Annotated in this window: 11 protein-coding genes and 1 pseudogene; 6 read left to right on the forward strand and 6 right to left on the reverse strand. The window is 35.1% G+C overall.

What is annotated here, in order from left to right:
• Nucleotides 1-80: 80 nt before the first annotated feature.
• Together QNJ50_RS22525 and QNJ50_RS22530 are read right to left on the reverse strand one after the other, a co-directional pair.
• On the reverse strand, nt 81-1,247 hold the full coding sequence (locus tag QNJ50_RS22525; protein ID WP_300639787.1) for a GUN4 domain-containing protein: 1,167 nt from the start codon (nt 1,245-1,247) through the stop codon (nt 81-83).
• A gap of 22 nt (nt 1,248-1,269) precedes the next feature.
• Nucleotides 1,270-1,638 carry a hypothetical protein gene (locus QNJ50_RS22530; RefSeq protein ID WP_300639790.1) on the reverse strand — a complete coding sequence of 123 codons (369 nt, stop codon included), beginning with the start codon at nt 1,636-1,638 and terminating at the stop codon, nt 1,270-1,272.
• Nucleotides 1,639-1,861: 223 nt separating this feature from the next.
• On the opposite strand from QNJ50_RS22530, the pseudogene QNJ50_RS22535 reads away from it, so the two are divergent.
• The 4 genes and pseudogenes from QNJ50_RS22535 to QNJ50_RS22550 all read left to right on the forward strand — a co-directional run.
• Nucleotides 1,862-1,972: pseudogene (locus QNJ50_RS22535) on the forward strand (toxin-antitoxin system HicB family antitoxin); the annotation flags it as partial.
• Between the two features lie 5 nt (nt 1,973-1,977).
• Nucleotides 1,978-2,289: a hypothetical protein gene (locus tag QNJ50_RS22540; RefSeq protein ID WP_300639792.1), complete on the forward strand. Its 312-nt coding sequence runs from the start codon at nt 1,978-1,980 to the stop codon at nt 2,287-2,289.
• A gap of 635 nt (nt 2,290-2,924) precedes the next feature.
• Nucleotides 2,925-4,427: an MBOAT family protein gene (locus QNJ50_RS22545; RefSeq protein ID WP_300639794.1), complete on the forward strand. Its 1,503-nt coding sequence runs from the start codon at nt 2,925-2,927 to the stop codon at nt 4,425-4,427.
• A gap of 118 nt (nt 4,428-4,545) precedes the next feature.
• Nucleotides 4,546-5,652, forward strand: a complete 1,107-nt coding sequence (locus QNJ50_RS22550; protein WP_300639797.1) for a hypothetical protein — start codon at nt 4,546-4,548, stop codon at nt 5,650-5,652.
• Between the two features lie 180 nt (nt 5,653-5,832).
• On the opposite strand, the gene QNJ50_RS22555 is transcribed toward QNJ50_RS22550, so the two are convergent.
• A complete protein-coding gene (locus tag QNJ50_RS22555; RefSeq protein ID WP_300639800.1) occupies nt 5,833-7,029 on the reverse strand; it encodes a DUF4336 domain-containing protein in 1,197 nt (398 codons plus the stop codon).
• A 395-nt stretch (nt 7,030-7,424) separates the two neighbouring features.
• On the opposite strand from QNJ50_RS22555, the gene QNJ50_RS22560 reads away from it, so the two are divergent.
• Both QNJ50_RS22560 and QNJ50_RS22565 read left to right on the forward strand, forming a co-directional pair.
• Nucleotides 7,425-8,468 (forward strand): 3-deoxy-7-phosphoheptulonate synthase, encoded by a 1,044-nt coding sequence (locus tag QNJ50_RS22560; protein ID WP_300639803.1) that lies wholly within the window; start codon nt 7,425-7,427, stop codon nt 8,466-8,468.
• Nucleotides 8,469-8,567: 99 nt separating this feature from the next.
• Nucleotides 8,568-9,494, forward strand: coding sequence for a nucleoside hydrolase (locus QNJ50_RS22565; RefSeq protein WP_300639806.1), 927 nt, complete (start codon nt 8,568-8,570; stop codon nt 9,492-9,494).
• A gap of 13 nt (nt 9,495-9,507) precedes the next feature.
• Here QNJ50_RS22565 and QNJ50_RS22570 read toward each other — a convergent pair whose 3' ends face one another.
• The 3 genes from QNJ50_RS22570 to QNJ50_RS22580 all read right to left on the reverse strand — a co-directional run bounded on the left by QNJ50_RS22570 (nt 9,508) and on the right by QNJ50_RS22580 (nt 12,675).
• Nucleotides 9,508-10,110: a hypothetical protein gene (locus tag QNJ50_RS22570; RefSeq protein WP_300639809.1), complete on the reverse strand. Its 603-nt coding sequence runs from the start codon at nt 10,108-10,110 to the stop codon at nt 9,508-9,510.
• A gap of 374 nt (nt 10,111-10,484) precedes the next feature.
• Nucleotides 10,485-11,447, reverse strand: a complete 963-nt coding sequence (locus tag QNJ50_RS22575) for a 50S ribosomal protein L11 methyltransferase (RefSeq protein WP_300639812.1) — start codon at nt 11,445-11,447, stop codon at nt 10,485-10,487.
• A gap of 481 nt (nt 11,448-11,928) precedes the next feature.
• Nucleotides 11,929-12,675, reverse strand: a complete 747-nt coding sequence (locus QNJ50_RS22580; protein ID WP_300639815.1) for a glycosyltransferase family 25 protein — start codon at nt 12,673-12,675, stop codon at nt 11,929-11,931.
• Between the last annotated feature and the right edge of the window lie 1,425 nt (nt 12,676-14,100).

Consider the following 14,100-nt stretch of genomic DNA (forward strand, 5'->3'; position numbering starts at 1 on the left):
GAACGAAAATTTATCACAAAAATTCTGAAAAGCTAAAGGGCAAAATTGCACCAAAACTTAAAAAAGTAAAATCAAATCAGTTAAAACTTATATATACGTCCAACAATTGTTTCAAGAATTGAGAAATCAACCCGGCATCGATCTGTTTCACCTGAACGTAACATTAACATTAATGGAAAATGACCGCGAGGTTTTGTTCGCCGTAAGTCATAAAGATCGACGTAATAAAGCCATTCTCCTTTTCGACGCCAACCAACTTCATCGCCAAATTTTTCTTTTACCTCGGTAGGAGTATAATAAGTATCTGAAGCACCACCTAGTTTTATCCAAATATCCTTTTGAACGCTAAAACCGAAGCGTCCACCACTATGCTTCAGCCAAAGCTTGTTTATAGTATTAAAGTTTTTTCTCGGAATAACTGTAATATGTTCTGAACGTACATACTTTAGATAAAGACTTCTGTAAACAGAATCTTCCGGCAATTTATCCTCGGATATAGTAAAAATCAGCTTTGCTGTTTCAAAATCAGCCTCTTCCCATTTTTTTGCTCTAAGTAAATCATCCAGTTTCTGGAAAGTTCCTTGAGTAACTTCAGTAAAATGACTCGAAGAAGTTTGACGATAAGTTGTAGCAGTTTTTACTACTTCTCTCGCAACTTCAGTTTCATTATTTGTTCTAGTTTTTGAACGACTGAAAGACTTTTTCCACTTGAAGAGCTTTTTTCTCAACTTAGGCCTTTGACGAGCTTGCTCCCCCAAGTCATTAGCAACTTTTATCTCTGCATCTTCTTCACTGTATCCTTGATTTTTCAGTTGAGTGATTAATTCGCGAATTTCAGCAGCAACTTCAGAAAAATCCTGATTTATATTGATGTAATTTCCTTGTACTTCTACGTAGTCGCCACCAATGGATTCGTTATAATTACCCTCTGTATAAATATTAGGAGAATTTATTGAATTACTTTCTTCTGTTAAATCTATATCATTTAAACTAGAATTTAATTCTCTTTGATTTCGCCTAAATTTCAAAAAATACAAGCAGCAACCTGTGACAAATAGTAGAATACCTAAAAAAATTAAAATTCTTACAATCAAATCAGAGTTTGCTACAACAATTTTAGAAATTTCTTGAAAAGCTTTGATAGCTCCCAATGAACTTAAACAAAAGCATATTATCTTCCATTCAATTGGAAGCCGCTTAATCAGAGAAAAAAATCCTCCAAGAATTCGTATAATTTGATTTCTCATCGTTCAACATCCGACCGATGCTTTATGGAAGAGGAATACCTGACAACTTCAAAGCTAATTTAATTGCTTCTACCGCAGCTTGTCCGATCAAACCATTTGCGGCAGCATTATTTATATATTTTCCTAATTTGACCAATTTTCCTTTAGTTTTGAGATCATTTCTAGCTTTATTTGCCCAATCATTTGCTACTTTCTGTTGAGCATCTGTTTCACTATATCCCTGAGATTGTAGTTGAATTAATAATTCTTGTATTTGAGCAGCGGCTTGAGATAAGTCTTGAGTAGTGTCTATATAATTACCATGTACTTCTGTATAGTTTCCTTGTATAGACTGGTTAAAATTACCACCAAGATGACTAATATTGTATACATTACGATTTTCCTCGCTCATGTAAAAACTCTCCTGCATGATTGGAAATAGAATTTACTTTCTTTTTATTGAGCTTTTAATACGAATATACAAAGTATTCAATTTTGCTACTATATAGTAGCTTAAAATCAGGTTAATGTGACTAAGTTTACAACTAATTAAGAACTAATTAAGAAGCATTGCAAAATGTAGAATTCGTTAACTTTATCAAAGGATTTTTGATCGAACCAAAAATTAAAGTATGATGAACTATAAAGGCTACACAGCAAGTACTGAAGTAAATGTAGAAGCAGGAATTCTTTTTGGACGAGTATTAGATATTAATGATGTGGTGACATTTAAAGGAAAAACTGTCTCCGCTTGTTAACAACCTTAAAGTTAGATCCGGCGCGGATGCAATTAATTTCTGGGTTTGTAGATGTCTATTTGGATCTTAATCCAGCAGAGAAAGAAATCTTTAAAGCTACAGTCGATAAAATAGGATTAAGCAAGGAGGAAGCGTATATGGAAATTACAACTAGTTGGGGACGAGAAGCTGCTCAGAAAACACGAGAAGAGATCGCACTGAATATGCTGAAAATGGGGATGACTGTAAATGATATTATAAAAGCTACAGGTTTAAGCACAGAAGAAGTGGAGCGATTAAAAGCAAGTTTGCAAGAGGAAAATTAATATTTCAACTCTGTTTGTAAAAAATAGAATTATTTAGATTACTCGATGGTGCGTTACGGCGCTTTTGTAAAGGTGACCTAAAACAAATATATACCTGTGCGCCTAATGCACCCTACCCTAGAAATCCTCATCAAAAAACTTTTTCTACTTTTCCGAAATCTCCCACACCTGTTTGGTAGTAGTTATCAGATGGTCAAGGATAAATAACTCTATCAATACGTTTATAAAAAATCAGGGGAATATTACCCCATCCAAACCCAGCCATATGGTTGGGTTTTTGGTTATGGATTAGGGTTTAATTTACGATCGTTAATATTAAAATCTATTCCTACTTACTTTTTTTAGCATTAGGTAAATTTACGCCACATAATTTTATCTTAGTAATATCGTTATTTTCTATTCTTACACCTATTAAATCAACTACACTCAAATCAGTTTTATTTTAGTTGTTTATATTTTTCATTTTATATAAATATTTTCAATGATACAAATGCTTTGCATAAGATAAATTATCTAGACGCAAGCATTTATAGAACTGATTAGTTGTAGAATTAATGTCTAATTAAATATTCTCGATTAAATATTTTCAATTCAACAATATTGGTACTAAATAACTATCATATTGAATCTAATTAATGCTATTCAACTCTCTTGAATTCATATTTTTATTTCTACCGATCGCTCTATTTATATTTTTCCAGCTTGGTAAAATAGGTAACTATCGATTAGCAATAGCCTTTCTTGCGATCGCTTCCTTGTTTTTTTATGGTTGGTGGAATCCGCCTTACTTAATACTAATAATATTTTCTCTCATCTTTAACTATGTTATCGGTTCGGTTTTAAGTCAAGAGTTTAAAAAACCTATTAGTAATAAGTTAATTCTAACTGTAGGTGTGATAGTCAATCTTGCTCTGATTGGTTATTTTAAGTATGCTAGCTTCTTTTTATCTAACGTTAGTAATTTACTAGGGACAAATTTCAATTTCAAAAATATTATTCTACCCCTAGCAATATCATTTTTTACTTTTCAGCAAATCGCTTATTTAGTAGATGCTTATAAAGGGGAAACAAAAGCATATAACTTTCTTGATTATTGCCTTTTTGTAACCTTTTTCCCACAATTAATTGCTGGGCCAATTGTACATCACAAAGAGGTCATGCCCCAATTTGCGGATAAATCTACTTATCGCTTTAACCCGGAAAATATGGCGGTGGGAATCACGATTTTCAGTTTGGGACTATTTAAAAAGGTCATATTTGCAGATAATGTTGCTATTTATGCTACTCCAGTATTTGATGCTGCATTACAAGGAACATCGCCTACTTTAATTGAAGCTTGGATTGCAGCTTTAGCCTATACACTGCAACTTTATTTTGATTTTTCTGGCTATTCAGATATGGCTATTGGTATTGCGAGGATGTTTGGTATTAAGCTACCAATTAATTTCAATTCTCCTTATAAAGCCATCAGTATAAGCGATTTTTGGCGGAGATGGCATATTACTCTTTCTAACTTTTTACGAGACTATCTTTATATTCCTCTAGGTGGTAGTCGTCAAGGAGAATTTCGCCGCAACTTTAATTTACTAATTACCATGCTATTGGGTGGACTTTGGCATGGTGCTGGTTGGACTTTTATTTTGTGGGGTGGGTTGCATGGGGTCTATTTAATTATTAACCATCAATGGCGCTCCTTACGTAAATTTTTGGGATACGACCTCAAAAATACAAATTTTTTAGATCGGGGTTTTGGTTGGTTATTAACATTTTTTGCAGTTGTAGTTAGTTGGGTTCTATTTCGTGCTGAAAGTGTAGATTCTGCATTTTTAATTTTACAGGGAATGTTTGGTTTAAGTGACTGGTCGATTCCAGAATCATTATCAAGAAAATCAATCTTGTGGATTATATCTTTACTAATATTTGCTTGGTTTATTCCTAATACTCAACAATGGATGGAACATTATCATCCCGCACTTAATTGCAATCTCACCCAAAATTATTCAACTTCTCATCTGAAGTCATGGAAACGGTTGCAATGGGAACCAAATCAAATTTGGTCAGTGATGGTTGCAGTTATTGCTGTTGTGGCTATTTTGTCACTTTCAAAAGAAAGCGAATTTCTTTACTTTCAATTTTGAGGTAACACACGTGAAATTAAGTCAGTCTTACATCAAAAATTATATGATGACTTTTGCGATCGGATCGCTGTGCGTTGCAAGTTTTAATTTTGTAGTAGATCCTCAAAAAATATTTGCGGTGGTAGATGTTAAAGGCTTTAATCACGAAAAACCATTTATTATGAGTGGAGGTTTACGCAAACTGAAGTCAGTTGAGTTGGAAAAAGGTAACTATGAAAATGTTTTACTAGGAACATCTCGCGTTATGCGTGGATTAAATCCTCAAAATCCTGTTTTTAATTCTCGTCCAGTTTATAACGCAGGATTACCTGGCGCAAATATATATGAAATATTAAAAACTTTTGAATTTGCAAACAATCATGAACATCTCAAAACAGTTGTAGTCGGTCTAGATGTTTTTAGCTTTAATAGCAAAATCAAACCAAAAGCAGACTATTATGAGTCTAAATTTTCTGGATCTTATAACAAATTTAATTTTATTTTCAGCGAGCTATTTTCCATCGAAAAGTTTATTAGGTCGCTGAGCACGATAAATTTTAATTTAAGAAATCAGCATGATGAATATATCATTAATGGCTTTATGCAAAAAGAAGAAGCCCCGGAATATAATCGCCGCAAACTATTTATTGAAAAAATAAAAAGCTACATTACTCTCGAAAAGTTATATCCTGGATTGTATGACAGCCCAGAAAAACTTGAATTGTTAAAAGAAGTTTTTAATCATCGTAAAGATGATACTAAATTATATTTATTTATCTCACCAATTCACGCTTATCAATTGGAAGGGATGAGAAGTATAAATCGTTTCTCAAGGTTTGAGGAATGGAAACGAGATTTAGTCAAAATAATTGCCGAAGATGCGGTAAAAAATCCCAAAAAACAGCCAATTATTTTATGGGATTTTAGTGGATACAATAGTGTTACAACTGAAAAAATTTCACCGACTGGTAGTAAAAAAGAAATGAAATGGTATTGGGAACCATCTCACTACAAGAAAGAACTGGGAGATTTAGTACTTGATGTGATGTTCAATTATCCCAACAAAAGTAAGAATGCTCCTAGTGATTTTGGTGTAGTGATCGATTCTAGTAATATTGAATCGCATTTACAAAAAATTCGTGCAGAACAAGCACGATATCAACAAAATTTCCCTGAAGAAGTTGAGATTATAGAAAGGCTAAAAAGAGAAACTGCTCACTTAAGGGGAAAAAATAATATCAATTAAATTGGTGTTTTAATAGAAAATGAGTGATGATTGCTCAACGGTGCGTTACGGCACAGCTATAATATAACCTTAAAAAGACATTCTCTTGCGCGCCTAACATATCCTAAATTTAATTTGTATCTATTACCAATTACCCATTACCAATTACCCATTACCAATTACCCATTACCAATTACCCAATCAAATTTTCTCTTTCGCTGGTGGAACTAGTCCAGTTTTATTTAATCCTGCATCAATTTCTTTAAGCAGCTGAAAATCTTCTTCCAATAAACAATAACTATTGCTACTAGGTTGTTTTTCCAAAAATGCAAAAGCTTGTCTAAACTGATCTGGTTCTGCTGCAATTGGTGATTCTAAATGACAAGGAATAATCCGGGTAAAATCCCAACTTGCAACTTTATTAGCCCAATCAATAGTTTCTTGGGGAGCGCGGTTAAGAATCAGAGTTTGTAAAATTGGTGCGACAAATAATCTACCATTACCCCGCAAAGCATCAAATGAACGTTTCCAATCGGGTTTCCATCTAAAGGGATATAAGCCGAAATAACCTTTAGAAGAGCGATCGGGGGCTTTGAAAGCATGGCGGAATGCTTCCCCCCATTTGGGTATTTCTAATACGCTTGGTCGAAAATACATGCCAAATAGGGCTATACGCTGCCATCCTTTGCGACGATTTGCTTCAGTATTTTCCAGTACTTCTAATCCGTTATCTCTAGCGTGAAATAGTAAGGGATATGGATCTAATTGGATAATTGCAGGGGGATATTCTGGGATGGAAACTACCGAGTCTGTTACTAATAAGGTGCGCGATCGCTTGTGGAAAAATGCAACTTCTGCAAATCTACCAGATCCAAGTTCTATCGGACCTAGAATCTCATATTCAAATTCATTCCCAAAGGGGGTTTTATTGCTATCTGTTGGGAGTATTTTGGTACGTTTGAGGGGAAAACCCAACCAACTTAAGGGTAAGCTTACCGGAAAACTCCACTGTTTAGGAGCGACAAACACCTGAGCGTTAGGAAAATATCTCGCAAAGGGACCAACAAAAATTTTATGCTCTAGCCCAGAAATAGTTGGTAATATAATATACTTTATGTCGCCATGTTCTGCAACTAGTTCCTTAACTAACCGAATGCATTCAGGGGTAGGTGCAACTGGTGCATATACTAACAAACCGCCTTCTTCTAATTTCACCACAGTCATGCGGATGGGAACCACAACATAGAAAATTCCCTGTAACTGGTCGAAGGTCCAAATCGTGTTTTCTATTACTTCTTTACGAATTGTCCGGCGTTTACCAAAGGGGTAGATTGGTAAAGTAAACCAAAAGCGCCATGAATAGTCGCTTGAATTATTGTTTTGTCCTTGTGTTTTCATTGTGGTTTAAGCCGCTCGGGTAACCCCTTTCAAATTCCCAACTTTTTCTTATATTTCTATATTTTCCTTACTAGCCGGGAGTTTAGCAAATTTTTCGGCAGTTAAATGTTTTTCTAGAACTCTACCTGTATTAGTTTGTAGACTTTTGCAGGATATGAAGTGACAGACTTAACACCCCTGCATGGATCGGTATAGGCTAAGGACATGTGATGTAAATATATAGTTAATAACTCAAGCCTTTGGAAATATTCTATTAGCAATATTCAGTGGTATTAAATAATCCAAACTATTAGCGATTTGTCAAGCTAATTTATTTGTTGTTCGCTACGTTATGCAATATACAATGTGTAATGGATTGCTAATTTACATCTGAAATCAAATACGGGATGCGATCTATGTTCAATAAAATATTTGACACAAACATTGAGAATTATCACGTTTTACTAACACCACAAGAAGTTAAGTCACAATTACCTTTAACAGATTTAGCAAAAGAAACAGTTTTAAAATATCGACAAGAAATCAGGGATATATTAGATCTTAGAGATCGAAGAAAGTTTATAGTAATTGGACCTTGTTCAATTCATAATACAGATTTAGCTTTAGAATATTCACAAAAATTAAAAAATTTATCAGAGAGAGTTAAAGATAAAATTCTATTAGTGATGAGGGTTTATTTTGAAAAACCCAGAACGACCGTAGGCTGGAAAGGTTTAATTAACGATCCAGAAATGGATGATTCTTTTCAGATCGAAAAAGGTATATTACTGGCACGTAAGTTGCTGTTACAAATTGCAGAGTTAGGATTACCTGCAGGGACAGAAGCTTTGGATCCGATTGTTCCGCAATATATCAGTGAATTAATTGCTTGGTCTGCGATTGGTGCTCGTACCGCAGAATCACAAACCCATCGAGAAATGTCAAGCGGACTTTCTATGCCTGTGGGTTTTAAAAATGGTACTGATGGTAATATTCAAGTAGCGTTAAATGCTTTGCATTCAGCTAAGAATCCTCATCACTTTCTTGGTATTAATAAACAAGGGGAAGTGAGTGTAGTTCAAACGAAAGGAAATGATTACGGTCATGTAATTTTGCGGGGTGGAAATGGTAAGCCTAATTATGACCAAACAAGTATTCAATTAGTTGAAGAACAATTAAAGAAAGCCAATATATCCCCTAGACTTGTAATTGATTGCAGTCACGGTAATTCAAAGAAAAACTATACTTTGCAAGCGAGTGTTTTAGAAAATATTGTTCAACAAATAGTTGATGGAAATACATCAATTGTTGGAATGATGATGGAATCTAATTTACATGAAGGAAATCAAAAGATTCCTAGTAATCTTGAAGATTTAAAGTATGGTGTCTCTGTAACCGATGCATGTATTGGTTGGGAAGAAACTGAAAAAATTATTTTGGATTCCTATGAAAAATTGTAAAAAATAAATTACCAGGGTGCACATCAGTGCACCTCGACAGTTTACCAATTATTACCAATTACCCACCACCAATTACCCATTACCCATTACCCATTACCAATGCGCAAGTTCCTAATCGATACAGACACCGCTTCTGATGATGCTGTTGCTTTAATCATGGCGCATCAATGGTCAAATATTGATGTTGTTGCAGTGACGGTTGTTAATGGTAATGTTTCTGTCGAGCAGGGAACTAAAAATGCATTATATACCTTGGAGGTATGCAATGCTTCTACGCCTGTATATGTGGGTTGTGGAAAACCAATGTTACGACAACATGCTTATGCTGATTGGTTTCATGGAAGCGATGGAATGGGAAATATGCATTACCCCGAACCAAATATAAAGCCTCAGTCGGAACATGCAGTAGATAAAATTATTGATACTATTAGAAAATATCCGAACGAAATCACCCTTGTTACTTTAGGACCGCTAACAAATATTGCTGTTGCGTTGCTACGCGCTCCAGAAATTGCACCTTTAGTAAAACGATGTGTAATCATGGGTGGTGCTGCAAACACTGTAGGTAATGTGACACCTGCAGCAGAATATAATATTTGGGTGGATCCAGAAGCAGCTAAAATTGTTTTCCATAGCGGTATGAATATGGAAATGGTGGGATGGGAATTAAGTCGTCATGATGCAGCTTTAAGTGTTTCTGAAATAGAAAAAATAAATCAATTTAGCAATAAAAAAGCAAGTTTAGCAATAGACAGTAATAGAACAGCAATAGAAGCTTCAATAAATATCCAAGGTGCATCCGGTTTAACTTTAGCCGATCCCGTCGCAATGGTAGTTGCTTTGGATCCAGAAATTGTCACCTACCAAGGTAAATATTTTGTAGATGTGGAAACTCAAAGCAAATTGACTCGGGGTGCGACAATTGTAGACGAGTTAGGAGTACTCAAGAAAAATCCAAACATGACTGTTATTTGGTCAATTAATGTATCGCGCTGGAAAGAACATTTATATAATTGTTTGCAGTAAGATTCCTACACCATCAGACTTTCCACGCTCCATTCAATTTCTGAAAAGGACGATCTCCCGGACATATTTTCTTCTTTTTAAATTCCATACACTGGGGTTTGAGAGTTTGGACCATGGATGCGAACTGTTTACTATTCTTAGAATCAAGGGCTAAAGTTGCAATATGTTCGTAAACTATCTTACCGCGATAATCAAGCTTGACTTTCTCCCTTTCCCCAGTTCCAAATCTTTGGAAAATTTTTCGAGCTAATTCACAAGATAGAGAAAAATTTCCCATAAAAACTTTTCCATCATCGGCTTGGTAATTCCAATGAACAATATAATCTGCTTGTCTATCCTCACAAAAATCGTAGGTTAACTCGATCATTTTAGCGAGGTGTACTTCATAGAGTCGCAAGTTTTTCCCAATTTTGGTAATAGTTGTTCGATCGCTAACTCGGAAAGTTGCTTGTCGAGAATTAAAACTTCCTCCTACCCCAACTCTTGCAAATTCAATATAAGCATTTGGTACGGGAATTGCGACAGCTTTGCGCATCCCCAATGGGGTTATCGCTTTCAGAATAAAACCAAAGCTGATTAAAAGAGAAATAGCAACACAGGAGCAATATTTTTTCATAACATCAACCGAATTAGGAAATCATTCGGTAGTATGCACCGGTTAATGGCTCATACCTTAGTTAAACTAAGAATAAGCAAGAAATAATATTTTAAGTTCTAATTTTTAAGTTTTTTAGATTGGAGAATTTAGAGGATGTTTCAAAAGTCATATTATTTACCTAATATATCTTGGATACCCCTAAATTCCCCACTGAATTGAGGGACTTTTGCCCCCTTTTTAAGGGGGCTGGGGGATCTCAATAGTAATTTTTGGCAACCAAATATACTTCTAAAACATTCTCTTAGATTGGAGAATTTAGATCTTAAAATGAATTTGATTAAAACTGAATATTATCTAGGAAAACTTCTCATAATTTTGAAGTTCTTTACTTTTTATTTGATAATACGATAGGCAATTGCCATCCAGTCATCTAATTTTTCACAATCTATTTTTGCAAAACCATTTTCGGAAAAAGTTGTGGTTATAGCTTCTTCATAATCTGCAGTAAAACCAGCTGCAATTAATATTCCCCCATGTTCGCTATTCTGACGCAACGCTTGCTGATAATCTGATGCTAAAGAAATATGAATTCGTGCAAAAATATTAGCAACAATCAGGTCAAAATTATGTTGGGCTTTGATGGCTGTTACCTTATCAATAGTATCCCCACCCATCCAATGTCCTAGGGTACTTCCATGTCCCAAACTTCCTTCCATAACCTTCACTAGTTTTTCTACATCATTACGCTCTACTGTATCCTGAGTTGCTTGTACCGCAACTGGATCGTTATCTACAGCTAAAACATTTGCTCCTAACTTAGCGATCGCTACACTTAAAATCCCCGATCCAGAACCGAGATCGAGGACATTCATTTCAGGTAAAACATGACGTTCCAGTAATTTCATACTGAGAATAGTTGCTGGATGTAAACCACTACCAAAAGCTAGACTCGTTTCCAGTTTAATAACTATCTCATCTGAGGTATCAGGTATATAGTCATTGTCTGGAGAAAGAATCACAAAGGGTTTTCCAATTCGATGTAAATGATTAACTCTTGCTGCTGAATCTGGCTTTTCTTCAACTACAGCAACTTGTAAGTTGCTAGACATCCCAGTACGCTGCAAAGGTGATAGTAAATCATCGATTTTGTCAATGATTGTATTTGCATGGGTATCGTCAGCTAAATACAAACAAATTTTAAAAGCCCATTCGGATCCAGATTCGTTCAATTCACCATTTAGTTCGTTATATTTTGTAATCCGAACATCACCAGTGTATTTAGCTTGGGTCAACAAGGTACAAACCCAGTCAACAGCTTCTTCTGTCGTACTTATGCTTAACTCAATCCATTGCATATTTTTTACACAACATCGATACATTCTGAGAATAGTACCAAGCTGCAAAAAATTCTAGCAATAGAAATTCTAGCCCCAAGAAGGGATTTATCAACAACAAATAAAATTATCGTAGGGTGTGTTAGGCGCGCAAGAGAACCTCTTTTTTTAATTACCTTTATCACCGCGCCGTAACGCACCACTATATAGAGTTAAAATACAAGGGATTACTCTCAATAAATAAGAAGTTTTGAGAACGAAGAAATTTTTTGCAACACAACCATCTTTTTAGTTACCTCGATCGCTGCATCATAACGCATCGCCCTATAAAATCAATATACTCAGCGATCGCAATTATAATGAGAAACTTCTAATAGACATCTTCGGAAAAGAATGTAGAGACGTAGCAGAGCCTTTGGCGTCGGTGTAGCCTCTGCTACGTCTCTACAAGGATTTTGGGTTATACATATTTAATTTCCGGAGAGGTCTAATTAGAAAAACCTTATTTTTTAAGAATACTTTTCATTTTTTGCGCTAAACCCAAATCTCTTGCAACTGTTGCAAGCTGTCTAGATACAGGGAGATTATCAAACCATTTTAAATCTGTATGACAATCACTGCGAGAACTTCGTTGTCCTCCAAAACTTGGAGTTGGAATTAGTCTGACAGTATCTTGATTCTGACGAGCAAAAATATTAAGTACTCCGTCCGGAGACATTGGTCCACCTTCAGGATGTCCTGCTGATCTCTCTAATAATGTCTCAAAGAAGCCAATTAGTTTGTCAAAGACTTTACTATTTACCCCGTAAAAGTGAGTACCGATTAAATCTCCCGTGAATGGTTGATATGTTGCGAATTTACCATCTGTCGGTATTTCTGAATTCTTTGCAGGAAAATAACCAAACTGAACGATATCCCAATTTGTTTTTTGCAGTTGCTCGATCAGACTCTCCTCATATTCACAAAAATTTTCTGAGAATGCTAGATCGTCTTCCATAATTAGAACGTTATCTAACTTTAATTCCCTTGCTTGTTTTAAGATACTCAGATGACTTAAAAATACTCCCCTGTAACCTATAGATTTAAATGGACCCGCACTATCTGGTCTAATTGCAGAAAAAAGCTCTATTTTCCATGGCTCGAAGGACATTCCAAACTTCTGAAGTTCCTTTTCCATCCCTTTACGGCGATCCACTCTTTCGGGCAGATTTATAACATATGTCCGCTCAAAAAAATCTATAAATTTCATTTATTTTTTCATATAACTTTTTTAAGTTATATCAGCTTATGTATCGTTTTATTAAAATGTTTTCATAGGGTTATCAAAAGATTATTGTGGTGTTTTTCTATGCATTTTTTACTACAAAGCAAAAAAGTATAATTACAACATGTAGTAATTACAAATAAATAGAAAATATAAGATACATCTGCATGATATTCAGTTACGCAGATGAAGTATTTTTAAATAATTCCTCTTTTATCACTTTCGATATAAAATAATCTACAACTTTTGTATTTAAAGAGTTTCGCAATAACAAGGTATAAATGAATTTATGTTAGCGTAAACGCCAAAACCATTGCTATATCTGGAGCCCAGAATAAGCACCATATATTTATCTTGTCAGATTGACAGAAGAGGGATAATACCAATTCCATAAATTCAGACTACACTTGTGATATGTACAGTTCACAGCGTTTTTCAGCATGTCGGGTGTAGTAAAAATTTAAGTAACTGGTGTTGCAATTACTTAAAACATAAGGATGTTTCTTTAATACAGGACTTACGCAACGTTAGCGTCTAGCAGAGCGTAACGTAGTTATTACGTGTCCGCAGGACATAGATTTGTCATTGCGACCAGAACACAGTGTAGGGTTAGCAAAGCCTCTCCCAAAGGGAGATAGCAATCCCAGAGTTTTTGCGTTAGCGGATCCGCAGGTAGCGTAGCTATAGCGTATCCGCAGGACATATACGTCGCTGTCGCTTTTCCTATGGAAACGCTACGCTAACGTAATGACGCAATTACGTAGGTTTTGCGTAAGTCCTATAATAGTTTAACTTTTAAAGATAATAATTATTATTAGGTTATCCCTTAAATTAAATTACTTTGAAAGTTTAGGGAAAATTCCATATCATCCCGCAATGACGCAACGCTAAATTCGCATTTGCAGGGTTACCATCGCCACTAGTCGTTAACATTAACCTTCTTCCTTGTAAGACTCAATTTGTTCTTATTCGTTCCCTCAGACAAATTGTTCTGTCCTTTTAGGTGTCGCTATTTCAACTACTGGATTCTCTAGACTAAGTCAGTGCTACAAGCGATCGCACATGGACAACTAACTTTTACTGACACAAGTGGATTTTTGCGAAACACTCTATAAAATCATAAGTACATATACTTGTAAATTCATCTTTATTAAGTAAAATCACTGATGCAATACTTCAGTATTGGCAGCGATAAAGTTAAAAGTTGCCTTTTATACACTATATCTAAATCTTTTAATCGATTATGAGTATTTCTGCTGAATCAAAAAGACTCTGGGCAATTCAAGAAGATGGAGTTTGGACCCGTTGGGCACCAGAATACAGTCGCTGGGATATTTACAGTGAACAACGGAAGAACATTTTTGCTGACCCCACAACTGGTCAAGCTTGTTATTTTGTCAATCCCGACGG

Source organism: Mastigocoleus sp. MO_188.B34 (genome assembly GCF_030065675.1).
GTDB lineage: Bacteria > Cyanobacteriota > Cyanobacteriia > Cyanobacteriales > Nostocaceae > Mastigocoleus.